Annotated in this window: 19 protein-coding genes; 8 read left to right on the forward strand and 11 right to left on the reverse strand. The window is 49.0% G+C overall.

Annotated features, from left to right (window positions below):
- Positions 1–86: 86 nt before the first annotated feature.
- On the reverse strand, positions 87–2,051 hold the full coding sequence (ftsH, locus tag DPA2511_RS17185; protein ID WP_015855014.1) for an ATP-dependent zinc metalloprotease FtsH: 1,965 nt from the start codon (positions 2,049–2,051) through the stop codon (positions 87–89).
- 47 nt (positions 2,052–2,098) lie between these two features.
- On the reverse strand, positions 2,099–2,728 hold the full coding sequence (rlmE, locus tag DPA2511_RS17190; protein WP_015855015.1) for a 23S rRNA (uridine(2552)-2'-O)-methyltransferase RlmE: 630 nt from the start codon (positions 2,726–2,728) through the stop codon (positions 2,099–2,101).
- Positions 2,729–2,871: 143 nt separating this feature from the next.
- Between rlmE and yhbY the strand changes: the two genes are divergently transcribed.
- Positions 2,872–3,165, forward strand: coding sequence for a ribosome assembly RNA-binding protein YhbY (gene yhbY / locus DPA2511_RS17195; RefSeq protein ID WP_015855016.1), 294 nt, complete (start codon positions 2,872–2,874; stop codon positions 3,163–3,165).
- Between the two features lie 129 nt (positions 3,166–3,294).
- On the opposite strand, the gene greA is transcribed toward yhbY, so the two are convergent.
- Entirely contained in the window at positions 3,295–3,771 is a 477-nt protein-coding gene (gene greA, locus DPA2511_RS17200; protein WP_015855017.1) for a transcription elongation factor GreA, read from the reverse strand.
- A gap of 262 nt (positions 3,772–4,033) precedes the next feature.
- Here greA and dacB point away from each other — a divergent pair, with 262 nt between their 5' ends.
- Entirely contained in the window at positions 4,034–5,473 is a 1,440-nt protein-coding gene (gene dacB, locus DPA2511_RS17205; RefSeq protein ID WP_015855018.1) for a serine-type D-Ala-D-Ala carboxypeptidase, read from the forward strand.
- A 104-nt stretch (positions 5,474–5,577) separates the two neighbouring features.
- Here dacB and cgtA read toward each other — a convergent pair whose 3' ends face one another.
- From cgtA to rplU, 4 genes are all read right to left on the reverse strand, one after another.
- On the reverse strand, positions 5,578–6,756 hold the full coding sequence (gene cgtA / locus DPA2511_RS17210; protein ID WP_015855019.1) for an Obg family GTPase CgtA: 1,179 nt from the start codon (positions 6,754–6,756) through the stop codon (positions 5,578–5,580).
- A gap of 234 nt (positions 6,757–6,990) precedes the next feature.
- Positions 6,991–7,911, reverse strand: a complete 921-nt coding sequence (locus DPA2511_RS17220; RefSeq protein WP_015855020.1) for a DMT family transporter — start codon at positions 7,909–7,911, stop codon at positions 6,991–6,993.
- Between the two features lie 97 nt (positions 7,912–8,008).
- A complete protein-coding gene (gene rpmA, locus DPA2511_RS17225) occupies positions 8,009–8,266 on the reverse strand; it encodes a 50S ribosomal protein L27 (protein ID WP_015855021.1) in 258 nt (85 codons plus the stop codon).
- A gap of 19 nt (positions 8,267–8,285) precedes the next feature.
- On the reverse strand, positions 8,286–8,597 hold the full coding sequence (gene rplU / locus DPA2511_RS17230; RefSeq protein WP_015855022.1) for a 50S ribosomal protein L21: 312 nt from the start codon (positions 8,595–8,597) through the stop codon (positions 8,286–8,288).
- Between the two features lie 265 nt (positions 8,598–8,862).
- Between rplU and ispB the strand changes: the two genes are divergently transcribed.
- Positions 8,863–9,834, forward strand: coding sequence for an octaprenyl diphosphate synthase (gene ispB / locus DPA2511_RS17235; protein WP_015855023.1), 972 nt, complete (start codon positions 8,863–8,865; stop codon positions 9,832–9,834).
- Between the two features lie 14 nt (positions 9,835–9,848).
- On the opposite strand, the gene DPA2511_RS17240 is transcribed toward ispB, so the two are convergent.
- Together DPA2511_RS17240 and DPA2511_RS17245 are read right to left on the reverse strand one after the other, a co-directional pair.
- A complete protein-coding gene (locus DPA2511_RS17240; RefSeq protein ID WP_015855024.1) occupies positions 9,849–10,211 on the reverse strand; it encodes a DNA-binding protein in 363 nt (120 codons plus the stop codon).
- A gap of 222 nt (positions 10,212–10,433) precedes the next feature.
- On the reverse strand, positions 10,434–10,820 hold the full coding sequence (locus DPA2511_RS17245) for a DNA-binding protein (protein ID WP_015855025.1): 387 nt from the start codon (positions 10,818–10,820) through the stop codon (positions 10,434–10,436).
- Positions 10,821–11,006: 186 nt separating this feature from the next.
- Between DPA2511_RS17245 and DPA2511_RS23020 the strand changes: the two genes are divergently transcribed.
- Positions 11,007–11,270: a helix-turn-helix domain-containing protein gene (locus DPA2511_RS23020; RefSeq protein ID WP_015855026.1), complete on the forward strand. Its 264-nt coding sequence runs from the start codon at positions 11,007–11,009 to the stop codon at positions 11,268–11,270.
- 75 nt (positions 11,271–11,345) lie between these two features.
- Here the strand turns inward: DPA2511_RS23020 and mdh are convergent, their stop codons facing one another.
- A complete protein-coding gene (gene mdh, locus DPA2511_RS17250) occupies positions 11,346–12,284 on the reverse strand; it encodes a malate dehydrogenase (protein WP_015855027.1) in 939 nt (312 codons plus the stop codon).
- A 467-nt stretch (positions 12,285–12,751) separates the two neighbouring features.
- Between mdh and argR the strand changes: the two genes are divergently transcribed.
- Positions 12,752–13,222 (forward strand): transcriptional regulator ArgR, encoded by a 471-nt coding sequence (gene argR / locus DPA2511_RS17255; RefSeq protein WP_015855028.1) that lies wholly within the window; start codon positions 12,752–12,754, stop codon positions 13,220–13,222.
- A gap of 147 nt (positions 13,223–13,369) precedes the next feature.
- Here argR and tsaD read toward each other — a convergent pair whose 3' ends face one another.
- Positions 13,370–14,383, reverse strand: coding sequence for a tRNA (adenosine(37)-N6)-threonylcarbamoyltransferase complex transferase subunit TsaD (gene tsaD, locus DPA2511_RS17260; protein WP_015855029.1), 1,014 nt, complete (start codon positions 14,381–14,383; stop codon positions 13,370–13,372).
- A 228-nt stretch (positions 14,384–14,611) separates the two neighbouring features.
- Here tsaD and rpsU point away from each other — a divergent pair, with 228 nt between their 5' ends.
- The 3 genes from rpsU to rpoD form a co-directional block, all read left to right on the forward strand.
- Positions 14,612–14,827 (forward strand): 30S ribosomal protein S21, encoded by a 216-nt coding sequence (gene rpsU, locus DPA2511_RS17270; protein WP_001144069.1) that lies wholly within the window; start codon positions 14,612–14,614, stop codon positions 14,825–14,827.
- 119 nt (positions 14,828–14,946) lie between these two features.
- A complete protein-coding gene (gene dnaG, locus DPA2511_RS17275; RefSeq protein WP_015855030.1) occupies positions 14,947–16,701 on the forward strand; it encodes a DNA primase in 1,755 nt (584 codons plus the stop codon).
- 155 nt (positions 16,702–16,856) lie between these two features.
- A partial coding sequence (rpoD, locus tag DPA2511_RS17280) for an RNA polymerase sigma factor RpoD (protein ID WP_023638470.1) occupies positions 16,857–18,638 on the forward strand: 1,782 nt, incomplete at its 3' end.

Genomic DNA, 18,638 nt, shown 5'->3' on the forward strand with positions numbered 1-18,638 from the left:
CCACAAAGACTCAGTCCTGGTAGTAAAAAACCCCGGCAAGCCGGGGTTCAACATAAATTTCATTCTTTTTCAGCAGTCATGAAACTTTATTTATCATTAATCGGACCAGACATTGTGTTGTCCGTTCCCGTATCAGAGGGACGTTGTTCATCGCCTGACGAAGATGCTTTCGGGGCGCTTCCGCTGTTATCAGAGGAATTGCTGCCACCAGTTGTAGAGCCGGGTTCTTCCCAACCAGCAGGCGGACGAACATCCTTACGTGCCATGAGGTCGTCAATCTGAGGTGCATCAATGGTTTCATATTTCATCAACGCATCTTTCATGGAATGCAAAATATCCATGTTGGCCATCAGCAACTCACGAGCCCGTCTATAGTTTCTATCGATCAAAGATTTAACTTCCTGATCGATAATCCTAGCTGTCTCATCGGACATATGCTTGGCTTTAGCCACAGAGCGCCCGAGGAAAACTTCGCCCTCTTCTTCAGCATACAATAACGGCCCCAATTTTTCGGAGAACCCCCATTGAGTCACCATGTTACGTGCAATCGAAGTCGCGACTTTAATATCATTTGATGCGCCGGTAGATACGTGTTCAACACCATAAATGATCTCTTCGGCCAGACGACCACCATACAAGGTGGAAATCTGGCTTTCTAACTTCTGACGACTTGCACTAATCGCATCGCCTTCCGGCAGGAAGAACGTAACCCCCAGAGCTCGACCACGAGGAATAATTGTAACCTTATGAACCGGATCATGTTCAGGAACAAGGCGACCAATGATGGCATGGCCAGCTTCGTGGTAGGCCGTTGACTCTTTTTGAGCTTCCGTCATCACCATGGAACGACGCTCAGCCCCCATCATAATTTTGTCTTTCGCCTTTTCGAACTCAACCATAGAGACCACACGCTTGTTTCCACGTGCAGCAAACAATGCAGCCTCATTCACCAGATTCGCCAAATCAGCACCAGAAAAGCCTGGGGTACCTCGTGCAATCACAGAGGCATCAATGTCAGGAGACAAAGGAACCCGGCGCATATGGACTTTAAGAATCTGTTCACGCCCACGTACATCCGGCAGCCCGACAACAACCTGCCGGTCAAATCGGCCCGGCCGGAGCAACGCCGGGTCAAGAACATCAGGGCGGTTAGTAGCAGCAATTACAATAATGCCTTCATTACCTTCAAAACCGTCCATTTCCACCAGCATCTGATTCAGCGTCTGTTCGCGTTCATCATGACCGCCGCCAAGACCAGCACCACGTTGACGACCGACAGCATCGATTTCATCGATAAAGATGATGCAGGGTGCCGCTTTCTTGGCCTGCTCGAACATATCTCGAACACGGGAAGCACCGACACCAACGAACATCTCGACAAAATCAGAACCAGAAATAGTAAAGAAAGGTACTTTAGCTTCGCCAGCTATGGCCTTAGCCAATAAGGTTTTACCAGTCCCAGGAGGACCAACCATTAAAATGCCTTTAGGAATCTTACCGCCTAATTTCTGAAAACGGCTGGGTTCACGCAAATACTCAACCAGTTCAGCGACCTCTTCTTTTGCTTCGTCACATCCAGCAACATCGGCAAAAGTCGTCTTTATCTGATCTTCAGTAAGCATGCGTGCCTTGCTTTTACCAAAAGACATAGCCCCTTTACCACCACCGCCCTGCATCTGACGCATGAAGAAAATCCAAACGCCAATCAACAACAGCATCGGGAACCACGAAATGAAGATGGTCGCCAGGAAGCTTTGCTCCTCAGGAGGTTCACCAACCACTTTCACACTTTTGGTCAGGAGGTTATCCAGCAACTTGGGATCTTGGACAGGGATATATGTGGTGTATCGGCTGCTGTCTTTTTTGACAACATTAATCTCGCGTCCGTTAATGCGTGCTTCACGGACCTGATCCTGATTCACTTCCGTTAAAAAGGTTGAATAATCCACCCTACGGCCATTCGACTCGCTGGGCCCAAAGCTCTGGAATACGGACATCAGCACCACCGCAATGACCAACCAGAGAATCAGGTTTTTCGCCATGTCACTCAAGGGATGAACCTCATATTACATCTGTGTTAAAAAATAGCGTCAGGTTACTACAGTTTGCGACCTGTCGCTACAATGTACACCTCACGAGAACGGGCGCGTGAGGCTTCTGGCTTACGAATCTTCACTGTCGTAAACAGGGTGCGAATCTCTCTGAGATACTCATCGAAACCTTCACCCTGAAATACTTTCACTACAAAACTGCCTCCCGGCGCTAATACATCCCGGCACATTCCCAACGCCAGTTCCACCAAATACATGGCCCTGGGAATGTCTACTGCAGGAGTACCACTCATGTTGGGCGCCATATCAGACATCACAACCTGAACCTTTTCATCGCCAACACGTTCCAGCAGAGTTTTCAGCACCAATTCATCACGAAAATCTCCCTGAAGGAAATCGACACCAACAATCGGATCCATAGGGAGGAGATCACACGCGATAATGCGCCCGTTTCCGCCAATCTGACTGACCACATATTGAGACCATCCGCCGGGAGCAGCCCCTAGGTCGACAACTGTCATCCCAAGTTTGAATAGCTTGTCAGACTGTTGTAATTCATCAAGTTTAAACCATGCGCGAGAGCGAAGCCCTTTTTTCTGCGCCTGTTGCACATATTTGTCACTAAAGTGTTCCTGCAACCAGCGGGTGGAACTTGCAGAACGCTTTTTGTTAGCCATCGATTTCCCAACTATTCTTAAATAAGGCGCTTTCGGTACATGAAACGTCTCGATCACCACCAATTACCACCGTCAGATTGGTGATAATTACCAGATGGCGGTAGAATGATCCGTTTTCAATCCTAACCTAAGCAAAAAAGACAATGAACCTGAGTAACAAACAAAAACAGCACCTGAAAGGCTTGGCTCACCCGCTAAAACCGGTTGTCATGCTTGGCAACAACGGCCTGACCGAAGGCGTACTGGCCGAAATAGAACAGGCGCTGGAGCATCATGAGCTGATTAAAGTCAAGATTGCTGCTGAAGACCGCGAAACCAAAGGGCTTATCATTGATGCCATTCTGCGCGAAACTGGCGCCAGTAATGTTCAAGTTATCGGCCACACGCTGGTACTTTACCGTGCGTCAACCGACCGAAAAATCGTGTTGCCACGATAACATTTTTCAGCCGGGGCTACCCGTTTCATTTTCGTCGCAAAGTGCCATGACTGAGGACGAGAGAAAAGGCCGCATGCGGCCTTTTTCTATTCTTTACAAAACCGCCGGCGCAAAGTCCAACGTCTTGCATCAAAGATATTCCACCTTCAAAATCTCATATTCGACAGCCCCACCCGGAGTTGAGATGGTGACGACATCATCCGTCTCCTTACCAATCAAGCCGCGGGCTATGGGGGAATTGACAGAAATCAGATTCTGCTTGATGTCGGCCTCATCGTCACCAACGATTCGATAAGTCTGCTCTTCGTCGCTATCCACGTTCAACACGGTAACCGTCGCACCAAAAATGACGCGACCTGTCGCCGACATTTTGGTGACATCAATGACCTGTGCATTAGAAAGTTTGGCCTCAATCTCCTGAATGCGCCCTTCACAGAATCCTTGCTGCTCACGAGCAGCGTGGTATTCCGCATTTTCTTTCAAATCACCGTGTTCGCGGGCTTCGGCAATTGCTGCAATGATTTCCGGCCGACGGACCGTCTTCAAATGCTCAAGTTCCTGACGTAACTTTTCAGCACCACGCAATGTCATCGGAAATTGCTTCATATCGTCACTACCTCTAAAAAAATCCGAACGGCCCAATAACCGTTACTCTCACGCACTCAACCTCCGCGATAGAGTGTTTCCATGCCAGTGCTTGCTGACAATTTAAACAAAAACAACCCGGCCCGGAATGTTTCTTCCAGGCCAGAGGCTGTTTTGCATTTTGATACGCATTTTACCCCAGAGTTCACTGGGGGTCATCGTTTACTTTAGACCATGATGCGCCGTAGTATGACCACACGTTACCCTGTACTTGACTGAGATTATGCGTTTTTCATCGATTCTTATCGGCATTGCCAGTTCTTTTCTTCTGTATACAAGCGCCCATGCGGCCACGGTTGAAGACCATATAAAATACTTACCAGACGGCGCAAACCTGGCAATGATAGTGCAGAAAATCGGGGCAACTACACCGACCATTGATTATCACAGCAATCAGATGGCATTGCCGGCCAGTACACAAAAAGTGATTACCGCTCTGGCGGCCTTGCTGCAACTGGGGCCAGACTATCGCTTTATTACGACCATGGAAAGCCACGGCACGATCACCAACAGCGTTCTACGCGGTAATCTGATCGTTCGTTTCAGCGGCGACCCAACGCTGAAACGTCAACAGATCCGCAGTATGATCCAGGATCTCAAAAAACGCGGTCTTCGCGAGATCGCGGGTGATGTCCTCATCGACACATCCGTTTTTGCCAGTCACGATAAAGCTCCCGGATGGCCCTGGAATGATATGACGCAATGCTTTAGCGCTCCGCCCGCCGCAGCCATCGTCGACAGAAACTGCTTCTCTGTTTCACTTTACAGCGCCCCTAAAGCAGGCGAAACCGCTTTTATACGAGTGGCGTCCTATTATCCGGTTCAGATGTTCAGCGAAGTCCGCACGCTGGCTAAAGGCTCTCCTGATGCGCAGTATTGCGAGCTCGATGTCGTCCCTGGCGAACTCAACCGCTTCACACTCACCGGCTGTCTGACCCAACGCCCAGATCCTTTACCTTTGGCATTTGCTATTCAAGATGGCGCCAGCTATGCGGGAGCCATCGTCAAAGATGAGCTGGCACAGGCGGGTATAAATGTAACAGGTAATCTACGCCGACAAACCCTTCCAGGAACAGTGGGAACCGTATTAACCCAAACACAGTCCGAGCCGCTGCATGACCTACTGACAACTATGTTGAAAAAGTCAGACAACATGATTGCCGATACTGTTTTTCGTACGATAGGACACGAAAGGTTTAAGGTGCCAGGTACATGGCGAGCTGGCGCCGACGCTGTCCGCCAAATACTGAGACAAAAGGCTGGAGTAAATTTGGATAACAGCATCATCGTAGACGGTTCCGGCTTATCACGTCACAACCTGATTGCGCCAGCCACCATGATGCAGGTACTACAATATATTGCCCAACACGACAGCGAACTAAACTATATCAAAATGCTGCCACTGGCAGGCTACGACGGCACCCTGCGCTACCGCGGAGGATTGCATGAAGCAGGTTTGGACGGCAAAGTCTCGGCGAAGACAGGCGCACTTCAAGGGGTCTATAACCTGGCCGGTTTTATTACAACCGCAAGCGGTCAGCGTCTGGCTTTCGTACAATATCTTTCTGGCTATGCCGTGCCACCAGAGGATCAGAAAGAGCGCAGAATCCCTCTGGTGAGATTTGAGACCCATCTCTATAAGGATATTTACCAGAGCAATTGATTATTAAATAAAAATCCCCTTATCCATCAATTAGATAAGGGGATCGAATACCACTAACAAGCAAATCTCTACTATGCAGGTGATGTGGAAGTCAAACCGATGTATTAACGCTGATAGATAATTTCAACGCCTTCGTCATCGTCTTCATCCCAGTCATCATCCAAATCCTCTTCCATATCCTCGTCAGCAGATTCCAGTTGCTCACGATGATAATCATCCCACATGAACTCGACCTTTTGGGATGCTGCAGCTCCCTCTTCCGTTTCCATGATTTTGGGATTGGCGTTGAGGAAACTCATGACATCCCAGCATAGCGCATTCACGCCTGCGCGATTGGCCGCGGACACCAGGTAATATTTACCTTCCCACCCCAAAGCATTGGCAATCTCTTTAGCCCGCTTTTCGCCTTCAGCGTGATCCAGTAGATCCACCTTGTTGAATACCAACCAGCGAGGTTTCTCAGCCAATGTTGCGCTATAACTATGCAACTCATTCACGATCACCTTGGCATTCTGGATCGGATCAGATTCATCCATAGGCGCCAGATCGATCAGGTGCAACAAAACACGACAACGCTCCAGATGACGGAGAAAACGGATCCCCAGACCGGCGCCTTCGGATGCACCTTCGATTAATCCGGGAATATCGGCAATAACAAAACTTTGCTCGCTATCCATACGAACCACGCCCAGACTAGGAACCAGCGTCGTAAACGGATAATCAGCCACTTTCGGCTTGGCAGCGGAGACAGCCCGGATAAATGTAGATTTACCGGCATTTGGCAACCCCAGCATGCCGACATCCGCCAACAACAGCAATTCCAGCAATAACTCTCGTTCTTCTCCTGGCGTACCACTAGTCTTTTGACGCGGAGCACGATTCACCGATGACTTGAAGCGAGTATTCCCTAATCCATGCCAGCCCCCCTTGGCGACTAGCAAACGCTGCTGATGACGTGTCATATCGCCAAGGATCTCGTCCGTGCCTTTATCACGAATTCGTGTGCCTACCGGAACTTTGATGACAATATCCTTGCCACGTTTACCGGTACAGTCACGGCTCTGACCATTCTGCCCACGTTCAGCGCGAAACGATTTCTCGAAACGGTAATCAATCAGGGTATTGAGGTTCTCATCAGCCAGCAGGTACACGTCGCCGCCGTCGCCGCCGTCGCCGCCGTCCGGCCCGCCATTAGGGATATATTTCTCACGGCGGAAACTGACGCAGCCGTTGCCACCGTCACCAGCCACGACAAGAATGGTGGCCTCATCTACAAACTTCATGAACTGTCTCCGAAAAAAACCAATAGAGAATGATCGATTTGCCTGATGGTTATTGGTTCTCTTTGGTATAACTATTTGATTTCTGGCAACATCAATGAAAACGTGACCAATAAAAAACCGATGCATCAGAATTGTTCTGATAAAGGGGGGCAGATTGTACCTGCTCGGAGTAAAAATTTCACCTGTATTAAAAATAAACAGCAGAAATAAATGGGCGATTGGATATATAAACGATTACCGCCCGATAATACGGTGCCCAATAGCCGAAAACATGGCCCCAGCTACAACAACAAACGCCCCTATATAACCAAGCGGATTCAGCTCAAGTGACGCAAAAACAGAAGGCCAGACAAGCGCCAGAATATCTGAGAAAAATAAGGTAAATAGTGGGGTAAGGGTAATAATGGCACTTACCTGAGCAGCCTGCCAACGTGCCATAGCTTCAGCCAGCGCACCATATCCGACCAGCGTATTGATTCCGCAAAACAACAAACAAACCAGTTGCCAGTTGCTTAATTGAAAAATTGCCCACGGCTTTGCCAGCGGAGTAATACAGAGAGCGCATAGCGCATATAACAGAAACAACAATTGTTGCGACGATAACCGTCGAAGCAACACTTTTTGAGCCACACCATAAGATACCCAGACTGTGGCAGCCGCCATACCCAGTAATACGCCCAAAGTATAATCAGTAAGCCGAGTAAGTATTTCAACCAAACTGGAGTTAAAAAACATCACCAGGCCAGAAATTAAGATGATTACACCGATGACCTGATTTAGACGCATCCTCTCTTTCAGAATAAAAACACTGGCAATCATCATTCCGACAGGAGATAACTGACCGATAACCTGTGAAGTTGTTGGGCTCAAGTAGCGCAGCGATGAGCTGAACAGCATGAAGTTTCCCAACAGTCCTCCAGTAGCGATAAACAGCAAAATCCACCAACGCTGATGATTAAACAACCTAACAGTCGGCAAATTACCTTTGGCACGAAGAAACAGCCACAGACCAACGGACGCAATCACGAAACGATACCAAACTACGGTATAGGGCTCCATGTTGGCCAAAACTTGCTTCATCGCTATTGGCAATGCGCCCCAGCATACAGCAGTGGTCAATGCCAGGCTCAATCCGATGCCAGCATTCTGTTTCATTATGATGGCTTATCCAAGTTGTTCTACTGTTATGCCCCGAAATAGAAAAAGCCCTGCAACAAGTTGCAGGGCTTAAAGCTCTAGCCTGTATCGTCAATTATTCAGCAACAATGCTGACATATTTACGATTTTTAGGGCCTTTAACTTCGAACTTAACTTTACCGTCAGACAGCGCAAACAGAGTATGGTCTTTGCCACAACCTACATTGCTACCTGCGTGGAACTTAGTACCGCGCTGGCGAATGATAATGCTACCAGCCAACACTGCTTCTCCGCCAAAGCGCTTTACACCAAGACGTTTACTTTCTGAATCACGGCCGTTACGAGTTGAACCGCCAGCTTTTTTGTGTGCCATTAATCCGCTCTCCTAAAACTTAAGCGCTGATGCCGGTGATTTTCACGTCAGTAAACCACTGACGGTGACCAGCCTGCTTACGGTAATGCTTACGGCGACGGAACTTAACGATCTTCACTTTTTCGCCACGACCATGAGCAATAACTTCAGCCTTGATCTTCCCGCCGTCCACGAAGGGAACACCGATTTTGACGTCATCACCATTAGCAACCATCAGAACCTGGTCAAACTCAACAGCTTCACCAGTTGCGATGTCCAGCTTTTCCAAGCGAACAGTCTGGCCTTCGCTTACTCGGTGTTGTTTACCACCACTTTGGAAAACTGCGTACATAAAAAACTCCGCTCTCTGCATGCCCACATGAATTATTCAGTATTCAGAGCACGCTATAAATATTCACAATAGGGCGCGAATTCTACGCAAAAAACCAGCTGATGACAAGCCTTGAATCCATCAACGTGAAGAAAAAGAATACAACCCATTAACTGCCGTTTATCTGCTCCATTTTTCAAGTACAATCAAGGCTACCACCCCCTATTTAGTGCCGATATAAACTACAAATTTACGGCAACATTGAACTCTTTAGCTGGCAAAAACGATGAACCTAGAGCAAATTACAGCGTTAAGCGCACAGGATATGGCCGCCGTCAATCAAATCATTCTGGAACAGCTCAATTCCGATGTCGCGCTGATTAATCAATTAGGACATTACATTATCAGCGGCGGAGGAAAACGTATCCGCCCCATGATTGCGGTACTTGCAGCCAGAGCACTGAATTATCAAGGAAATAAACATATAACAGTCGCAGCGCTGATCGAGTTTATCCATACAGCAACACTTTTACATGATGACGTTGTCGATGAGTCAGACATGCGCCGGGGTAAAGCTACCGCTAACGCCGCATTCGGAAACGCCGCCAGCGTGTTGGTCGGTGATTTTATCTACACTCGTGCATTTCAAATGATGACGAGCCTGTCTTCTCTGCGCGTACTGGCCGTTATGTCCGACGCGGTTAACGTCATAGCCGAAGGTGAAGTGCTGCAATTAATGAACTGCAACGATCCAGACATCACTGAAGAGAGCTATATGCGCGTAATTTACAGTAAAACCGCGCGCTTATTTGAGGCTGCCGCCCAGTCTTCCGCCATTCTGGCTGATGCTGATACCACATGCGAAAACGCTTTACGGGATTATGGCCGCTATCTGGGAACCGCATTCCAATTGATTGATGACTTACTGGATTATAATGCGGACGGCAAAACGCTCGGCAAAAACACCGGCGATGATCTGAATGAAGGGAAACCCACCCTACCGCTACTGCACGCCATGCATCACGGCAATCCGGAACAACGCCGTATGATCCGTCAAGCGATCGAACAAGGTAATGGGCGTCACCTATTGATTCCTGTGCTGGCAGCCATGCAGGAATGCGGTTCGTTGGAATACACCCGTCAACGTGCGGAAGAAGAAGCAGACAAAGCGATTGCCGCATTACAATGCCTGCCGCGCAGTGATTTCAAAACCGCGCTGGAAAGCCTGGCACATCTGGCGGTCCAGCGTGATTACTAATTCTGCCGTGTCTACTACTCTATCATTCCCTTCGGTCTGCTGTTGAGGCAGGCCAGTAGAGGTATCGCACCTTCTCTTAGAATCAAGTCAATGAGGTGCTCACGCTCAGCGGCTGACAGCTGATTGAAAGTCTCCATCCAAATTGATAATTGTTCCGAATCGTTCATGACAGAATAAGCCGGGTAGCTTTCCTGCAAAGTATGTCTGACGTTATCAGGCAAGCTCCAGAGTGAATACTCAACGCCTTTTCCCTGAACACCTTTGAGTTTCCGCCTTGCCCATCCTTTCACATTGGCCTGCTTATTCACCCCCTGCCGGGTTGTCGGCAGGCCCGCTACACCCAATAATTCCTTCGTTGCGAACCATTCTTTCTTCATCTAAATACTCCCTTTGATACCCTTCCATTTATTAAGAAACAAACAAACCACAATAGGAGTTAAGTTTCCACATAATAGACTAATTTTATCCAAACATCTAATGAGTTCACGTTAGAACAAGGCTAATCGACAGCGCCAGATGGAATAAAAGGGTGTAAAGCTACGTAAGGGGGAGCGGAACCACTCCATACTCAACGTGTGCGGAATGGTCCGGTAGCGGTATTATTCAGAAAAATCTTTTATTAAAGAAGCAACACTTGAATTGGTCAATCCAAGCTGTTTTAGCGTCGCGGAGACACCTTCCCGCATGATAAATGCAATCAGTTTTTCACGTTCCGGCACCGATAGCTGCTGATAAATTTGAATCCAGACAGATAGCATATCCGACGATTTCACCGAATATTCTCCTGATGTTTCCTGTATAAGCAGCGTCTGCTGAACAGTTTGTGGCAAACTGTGGATCGAATATTCCACACCGCGCCCTTGCACACCTTTGCGTCGACGTTTTTCCCAACCATCTTCTCGGGCCCGCTTGTTCAATCCTTGCCTTGATTTAGGCAGTCCGCCAACACCAACCAATTCGCTGGTCGCAAACCACTCTTTTTTCATGTCCTTTTCATCCCGATAGTGCCATTCGTTACACACGCAGTTCCATTTGGAAATTAATTGGAAATATTCAGGAAATTGATGCTATATTATTTCCAAATAATGATTCCTGGTTAACGAAACCATTCACCATGAAACGTTAGTTATACCATTAATACGCTGTCGTCTTATAGCAATAAGGGAAGGATTATGAATTCAAGGAAAAATGATTGGCATCCTGCCGATATTATTGCGGCGCTAAGAAAAAAAGGAACAACACTTGCAGCGGTTTCTCGGGCGGCCGGGTTGAGTTCATCAACATTAGCTAACGCATTATCCCGACCGTGGCCAAAAGGAGAATGGTTGATCGCGGATGCACTAGGCATCCATCCTGCTGAGATCTGGCCAAGCCGTTACTATGATCATATAACCAATGAATTACTCGATCGTAAAAAACTGATTCGTCCCCACTAACGGCTGGATACAGTAAACCCATAAAAAGGCCGGAGATACTGTTGATCTCCGGCCTTTTTAAAACAAACAGGCAGGTTATTTATTGACGAACACTTCACCCTGCACGATATCTTGCTTCAATGTATCGAGCATGCTGACCAGAGATTGTTGTTCATAAGCGCTGAGTGCCCCTATCTCTCTACGCTCCATGATCCCTTCTTTTCCCAGCAACAATGGCTGAGCAAAGAAACGAGCAAACTTGCCGTCACTTTCCACATAAGCGCATTCGACAACACCGCTTTCGCCTTGCAAAGCGCGAACCAGTGACAACCCAAAGCGAGCAGCGGCTTGGCCCATTGACAATGTTGCAGAGCCGCCGCCGGCTTTAGCTTCAACGACTTCAGTCCCAGCATTCTGAATACGCTTGGTCAAAGCAACCACTTCCTGCTCAGAGAGGTCGACGCCGGGAATCTGGGAAAGCAAAGGCAATATAGTGACCCCAGAATGCCCACCAATAACAGGCACATCGATTTCCTGGGGATGCTTTCCCTTCAACTCAGCAACAAAAGTATTTGAACGAATAATATCGAGCGTCGTGACGCCGAAGAGTTTATTTCTGTCATAAACTCCCGCTTTTTTAAGCGTCTCAGCGGCAATAGCTACCGTCGAATTAACAGGGTTGGTAATGACACAGATACAGGCTTTAGGACAAGTGCGGGCAATCTGCTCTACCAGGTTACGCACAATTCCGGCATTTACATTAAAAAGATCGGAACGATCCATGCCAGGTTTACGAGCCACTCCCGCAGAAATCAGTACGATATCCGCGCCTACCAACGCCGGGGTGGCGTCTTCACCGCAAAACCCTTTGATGTTGACTGCTGTTGGAATATGACTCAAATCAACAGCAACACCTGGAGTCACGGGAGCAATGTCATAGAGCGACAATTCTGAACCTGAAGGAAGCTGGGTTTTGAGGAGAAGAGCAAGGGCTTGACCAATACCGCCTGCGGCTCCTAGAACTGCAACTTTCATCCTAAACTCCTTATTATCTTATTAATTAAAAGTACCGTGGATTCATTTAGTTATAACCATGCGTATTTAATTGACAAGCAGGTGGAACTGTTTTTGGCGAGGATAAACACGCATACGGTGATCGGGCGCTATGTAATTAATAATAAACTAATAATACGTATAAAAACTGAAAGGTAAGTAAAGTTACAGGTAATGGCGCCGAACACCGACATGAGCCCACGACAGGTTAACCATTTTGTTGCATTACAACATGCACCACTCTCTAAACAACATCATTTTGATAACATTTCATTTACTTTTTTGTGAGAGAGAGCACAGAACCAAATACTTCAAATCGCGTGATGTTTTGTCTCTTAAAAATGAAAAGGCGTTCCATAGCAATACGACTCCACAGGCAAAAATATTGCATAAAAATTCATTTATATGCATAATGCGGAGAATGATTAATCCAATTACCCCGGTGCCGAATGCGAAATTCAACAAAACAAGAAGATTTGGTAAAAGCGTTCAAAGCGTTACTAAAAGAAGAAAAATTCAGTTCTCAAAGTGAAATTGTGCAAGCGCTGCAGGACGATGGGTTTGAAAATATCAACCAATCGAAGGTTTCCCGCATGCTGACAAAGTTCGGTGCGGTCAGAACCCGCAATGCCAAGATGGAAATGGTTTATTGCTTGCCCGCAGAGCTGGGGGTACCGACGACAACCAGTCCATTGAAAAATCTGGTACTGGATGTCGATCACAACGATGCGGTAGTCGTTATTCATACCAGCCCCGGCGCCGCTCAGCTTATTGCTCGTTTACTGGATTCGCTAGGCAAATCTGAAGGGATCCTCGGCACCATTGCCGGCGACGATACTATATTTACCACGCCGGCAAAGGGCTTCAGTGTCAAACAGCTCTACGAGGCCATTCTGGTTTTGTTTGAGCAAGAGCTCTGAAAAAACATCCGTGTTGTACCATTCAAGCCGGCCCGGCAGAAAATTCAAGGGAAGTTCCCAGCGGCGAGCTCTCAGCGGAAATTTCCCCTTTAGCCAAATCGGCATCGGGCCGCACAGTATTTCCTTATTTATGGACAATGTTGCTTCTCACACCGGGGGTAAATCAGCCAGCGGCCAACGAGGCCTGACGCTTATCCCTAAATCGCTCATCGTCCCCTGTTGAAGGCGTACTGCGCCAGCATAAGCAATCATTGCACCGTTATCGGTACAAAACGCAGGACGAGCATAAAACACCTCGCCACCACGCTTATTCATCATCTCTGCCAGTTTCTGGCGTAATGTTTGGTTAGCGCTGACGCCTCCGGCGATCACCAGACGACGAAACCCGGTTTCATCCAGTGCCCGACGACATTTAATCGCCAGCGTATCGACGACAGCATCTTCAAACGCTCGCGCGATATCCGCCTGGGTTTGCGGGTCATTCCCATTTTCACGAATGGTATTGGCGGCAAACGTTTTCAAACCTGAAAAACTGAAATCCAACCCCGGACGATCCGTCATTGGGCGGGGAAAAACAAACCGTCCATGCTGGCCGGCCTGCGCCATCTTCGATAACAAGGGCCCGCCGGGATAATCCAACCCTAACAGTTTGGCCGTTTTATCAAATGCTTCGCCTGCCGCGTCGTCAATAGACTCCCCCAGCAGTAGATACTTACCGACCCCTGTTACGCTAATCAACTGGGTATGCCCGCCGGAAACCAACAACGCGACAAAAGGGAAATAAGGGGGATTGTCTTCCAACATAGGTGCCAACAGATGGCCTTCCATATGATGAACGGCCACGGCCGGCACATTCCAGGCAAATGCCAGCGCTCGGCCAACCGTAGCACCAACCAGCAAAGCCCCAACCAAACCGGGCCCGGCAGTATAGGCAACGCCATCAATATCGCCTTTATTTAAACCGGCGTCTCGCAACGCGGCCTGAATGAGGGGAACGGTCTTACGAACATGATCACGTGACGCCAATTCCGGCACTACGCCGCCATAATCCGCATGCAGCTTAACCTGGCTGTAAAGCTGGTTAGCCAACAGGCCTGCCCGCGTGTCATAAATCGCTACGCCGGTTTCGTCGCAGGAAGTCTCTATACCCAATACGCGCATTACTGTAATTACTCTCATTTCTTGACTGGCTGTACGCCTGGCGCCGGTTGCGTCGGGCGGCGGGTAGTCTACCATACCCCCTGTGAATTATAGGCACGGAAGGCCGTAAAATGGTTTATGTTTGTTCACGGGCTTTACAAACGCGACGCGATTGCAGTAGAATTCCGCACCATTTTGAAAAGGCTGGCACAGGCCAGCAACATACCGATTTATTGAGGTGAGAGGCACATGCCGGTAATTAAAGTACGTGAAAACGAGCCGTTCGACGTAGCTCTGCGTCGCTTCAAGCGTTCCTGTGAAAAAGCAGGTGTATTGGCTGAAGTTCGTCGTCGTGAGTTCTATGAAAAACCGACTACTGAACGTAAACGCGCAAAAGCTTCTGCTGTTAAGCGTCATGCCAAGAAGCTGGCTCGAGAAAACGCACGCCGCACTCGTCTGTATTAATTTTCTGGGGTTTTCCCCTCCGCGTGATTAATCCGCAGACTTAGCAGTTGCATACGAAGGCCGTGCTTTCCGAAAGGAATGCGCGGCTTATTGTCGTTTATAAGCTATGACAGGGGCTTATGGCTGGACGTATTCCGCGCGTATTCATTAATGACCTGCTGGCTCGCACCGATATCATCGATCTGATCGATGCACGTGTGAAGCTGAAAAAGCAGGGCAAGAATTATCATGCGTGTTGTCCGTTCCACCATGAAAAAACACCGTCATTCACTGTTAATGGTGACAAACAGTTCTATCACTGCTTTGGCTGTGGCGCTCACGGCAATGCCATTGATTTCCTGATGAATTATGATCGTCTGGAATTTGTTGAAAGCATTGAAGAACTGGCGGCCATGCATGGCCTCGAAGTGCCTTACGAAGCGGGAACCGGGCCAAGTCAACTGGAGCGCCATCAGCGACAAAGCCTTTATGAACTCATGGCGCAATTGAGCGTGTTTTACCAGCAGACTCTTGACCAACCGGCCGGGCGCGCTGCCAGAGAATACCTGAACAAACGCGGTCTGAGCGATGATGTCATCAAACAGTTCGCTATTGGCTGTACGCCATCGGGTTGGGACAACGTACTAAAACGCTTCGGTAGAAGCAGTGAAGACCGCAGTACGTTGACAGATGCAGGCATGCTGGTAACGAACGAACAAGGTCGCAGCTATGATCGTTTCCGCGATCGGGTCATGTTCCCTATTCGTGATAAACGCGGTCGAGTCATTGCGTTTGGCGGCCGGGTTATGGGAGACGGCACGCCCAAATACCTTAACTCGCCGGAAACAGAGGTTTTCCATAAAGGGCGGCAGTTGTACGGCCTTTATGAATCACAGCAGAAACATCCGGATCTGAAAAAGCTTCTGGTTGTAGAAGGCTATATGGATGTTGTGGCGCTGGCTCAGTTTGGCGTCGACTATGCGGTGGCATCGTTGGGAACATCGACCACGGCTGATCACATTCAGTTACTCTTCCGCGCCACAGACCAGGTCGTTTGTTGTTATGACGGAGACAGAGCCGGTCGCGATGCGGCATGGCGTGCGCTGGAGACGGCGCTTCCCTATCTGGATGACGGTCGGCAGTTGCGTTTTATGTTCCTGCCGGATGGCGAAGATCCGGATACGCTAGTACGTAAAGAGGGAAAAGCGGCATTTGAACAGCGTATCGAACAGGCTATGCCGCTATCGGCGTTTCTGTTCGATACATTGTTGCAGCAAGTCGATATGAGCACGCCCGACGGTCGGGCCAAGCTCAGTACGCTGGCGCTGCCGTTGATAAGTCAGGTTCCCGGCGAAACGCTGCGTCTGTATCTGCGTCAGCAACTGGGGCAAAAGCTGGGGTTGTTGGATGACAGCCAACTTGATCGACTGATGCCCAGGATCTCCGAGCAGGCGTCGTCCTACCAGCCTCCCCGGCTAAAAGTCACAACTATGCGTATACTGATAGGACTTTTAGTGCAGCATCCGAGACTGTCGGCAGAAGTGCCGGATCTTTCTCTGGAAGGCATTGAAGAAAACCGAATGCCCGGGCTGAGCCTGTTTCTGGATGTGGTGAAAACCTGCAGCGAAAGCCCAGGAATGAGTATGGGATTGTTACTGGAAAAATATCGTGACAGCCCATACCGCAGACAGCTTGAAACTCTGGCGTCTTGGAACCATATGATCGAAGAAGAAGAGCTCGAAGAAAAATTCAGAATCAGTCTGGCAGAGCTTTACGATCAATTGTTGCAACAACGGCTGGAAGCGCTGATCGCCCGCGACAGAACCCACGGGCTGAATGCCCAAGAGCGCAAAGAACTTTGGTCACTGCAGTTGGCGCTGACCAGGAAAAACTGATTACCCGAGGCTTAACTGCCGATAAATAGTAGGGTCGAGCCCTACAGAGTGCCGTTCAGGGGCAACGGCGATAAGAAAATTACCCCTAATGTTATTGTTAGTGCTTTACGCTAACCAACACCAACCTCAATATTCTGAAGTGTGGATATCGTCTTATGGAGCAAAACCCGCAGTCACAGCTCAAGCTACTTGTCACTCGTGGTAAGGAGCAAGGCTATCTGACCTATGCTGAGGTCAATGACCATCTGCCGGAAGATATCATCGACTCCGATCAGATCGAAGACATCATCCAGATGATTAATGACATGGGCATCCAGGTAATGGAGGAAGCGCCGGATGCCGATGATCTTATGCTGGCTGAGAACACCGCCGATGAAGATGCCGCAGAAGCAGCAGCGCAGGTGCTATCCAGCGTAGAATCTGAAATCGGGCGCACCACCGACCCGGTACGTATGTATATGCGTGAAATGGGGACCGTCGAACTCCTGACTCGTGAAGGAGAAATCGATATCGCCAAACGCATCGAAGACGGCATCAATCAGGTACAGTGCTCCGTAGCCGAATATCCGGAAGCGATCACCTACCTGCTTGATCAGTACGATCGCGTTGAAGCCGGCGAAAGCCGTCTATCCGATCTCATCACCGGCTTTGTCGATCCCAATGCGGAAGAGGATCTGGCCGCCGCAGCGCCTGAAAGCACTGAACTGGAAGGCGAAGAGATTGAAGACGAAGAAGAAGACGAAGAAGAAGACGGCGACAATTCCGATAGCGATGACGATAACAGCATCGATCCGGAGCTGGCCCGCCAAAAATTCACCGAATTGCGTGAACAATACGAAGCGACTCGTCTGAGCATTAAGGCGCATGGCCGCAGCCATCAGTCCGCGATCGACGAGATCAACAAGTTGTCCGAAGTCTTCAAACAGTTCCGTCTGGTACCGAAACAGTTCGATCTGCTGGTCAACAGCATGCGCTCCATGATGGATCGTGTCCGCACGCAAGAACGTTTGATCATGAAGCTGTGCGTTGAGCAATGCAAAATGCCGAAGAAAAACTTCATGACGATGTTCACCGGCAACGAAACTAGCATCAAGTGGTTCGAAGCTGCGCTGGCGATGGGTAAACCCTGGTCTGAAAAACTGCGTGAAGTCACCGACGACGTTGAACGCAGCCTGCTGAAACTGCAACAGATCGAGGAAGAAACCGGCCTGACTATCGAACAAGTGAAAGACATCAACCGCCGTATGTCGATTGGTGAAGCCAAAGCGCGTCGCGCCAAGAAAGAGATGGTGGAAGCCAACCTGCGTCTGGTTATTTCGATTGCCAAGAAATACACCAACCGCGGCCTTCAGTTCCTGGATTTGATTCAGGAAGGCAACATTGGCCTGATGAAAGCGGTAGATAAGTTCGAATACCGTCGTGGCTACAAGTTCTCCACTTACGCCACCTGGTGGATTCGGCAGGCAATCACTCGTTCCATTGCGGATCAGGCGCGCACCATACGTATTCCGGTGCATATGATTGAGACCATCAACAAACTCAACCGTATTTCCCGTCAGATGCTGCAGGAAATGGGCCGTGAGCCTACCCCGGAAGAACTGGCCGAACGCATGCTGATGCCGGAAGACAAGATCCGCAAGGTGCTGAAAATCGCCAAAGAGCCGATCTCCATGGAAACGCCGATTGGCGACGATGAAGACTCGCATTTGGGCGATTTCATTGAGGACACCACGCTGGAGCTGCCGCTGGATTCCGCAACCTCGGAAAGCCTGCGTTCTGCCACCCATGACGTGCTGGCCGGTTTGACGGCTCGCGAAGCGAAGGTGTTACGCATGCGTTTCGGTATCGATATGAACACCGACCACACGCTGGAAGAAGTGGGCAAGCAGTTTGACGTTACCCGTGAACGTATCCGTCAGATTGAAGCCAAGGCACTG

It is taken from the genome of Musicola paradisiaca NCPPB 2511 (genome assembly GCF_000400505.1).
GTDB lineage: Bacteria > Pseudomonadota > Gammaproteobacteria > Enterobacterales > Enterobacteriaceae > Musicola > Musicola paradisiaca.

Excerpts from the sequence above, each read along its gene's own strand:
- rlmE (WP_015855015.1), bottom strand. The coding sequence starts at position 2,728 with ATGGCTAACAAAAAGCGTTCTGCAAGTTCCACCCGCTGGTTGCAGGAA.
- yhbY (WP_015855016.1), top strand. The coding sequence starts at position 2,872 with ATGAACCTGAGTAACAAACAAAAACAGCACCTGAAAGGCTTGGCTCAC.
- DPA2511_RS17220 (WP_015855020.1), bottom strand. The coding sequence starts at position 7,911 with ATGAAACAGAATGCTGGCATCGGATTGAGCCTGGCATTGACCACTGCT.
- mdh (WP_015855027.1), bottom strand. The coding sequence starts at position 12,284 with ATGAAAGTTGCAGTTCTAGGAGCCGCAGGCGGTATTGGTCAAGCCCTT.
- tsaD (WP_015855029.1), bottom strand. The coding sequence starts at position 14,383 with ATGCGCGTATTGGGTATAGAGACTTCCTGCGACGAAACCGGCGTAGCG.
- rpmA (WP_015855021.1), bottom strand. The coding sequence starts at position 8,266 with ATGGCACACAAAAAAGCTGGCGGTTCAACTCGTAACGGCCGTGATTCA.
- dacB (WP_015855018.1), top strand. The coding sequence starts at position 4,034 with ATGCGTTTTTCATCGATTCTTATCGGCATTGCCAGTTCTTTTCTTCTG.
- greA (WP_015855017.1), bottom strand. The coding sequence starts at position 3,771 with ATGAAGCAATTTCCGATGACATTGCGTGGTGCTGAAAAGTTACGTCAG.
- DPA2511_RS17245 (WP_015855025.1), bottom strand. The coding sequence starts at position 10,820 with ATGAAAAAAGAGTGGTTTGCGACCAGCGAATTGGTTGGTGTTGGCGGA.
- rplU (WP_015855022.1), bottom strand. The coding sequence starts at position 8,597 with ATGTACGCAGTTTTCCAAAGTGGTGGTAAACAACACCGAGTAAGCGAA.
- cgtA (WP_015855019.1), bottom strand. The coding sequence starts at position 6,756 with ATGAAGTTTGTAGATGAGGCCACCATTCTTGTCGTGGCTGGTGACGGT.
- dnaG (WP_015855030.1), top strand. The coding sequence starts at position 14,947 with ATGGCTGGACGTATTCCGCGCGTATTCATTAATGACCTGCTGGCTCGC.
- ispB (WP_015855023.1), top strand. The coding sequence starts at position 8,863 with ATGAACCTAGAGCAAATTACAGCGTTAAGCGCACAGGATATGGCCGCC.
- DPA2511_RS17240 (WP_015855024.1), bottom strand. The coding sequence starts at position 10,211 with ATGAAGAAAGAATGGTTCGCAACGAAGGAATTATTGGGTGTAGCGGGC.
- rpsU (WP_001144069.1), top strand. The coding sequence starts at position 14,612 with ATGCCGGTAATTAAAGTACGTGAAAACGAGCCGTTCGACGTAGCTCTG.
- DPA2511_RS23020 (WP_015855026.1), top strand. The coding sequence starts at position 11,007 with ATGAATTCAAGGAAAAATGATTGGCATCCTGCCGATATTATTGCGGCG.
- argR (WP_015855028.1), top strand. The coding sequence starts at position 12,752 with ATGCGAAATTCAACAAAACAAGAAGATTTGGTAAAAGCGTTCAAAGCG.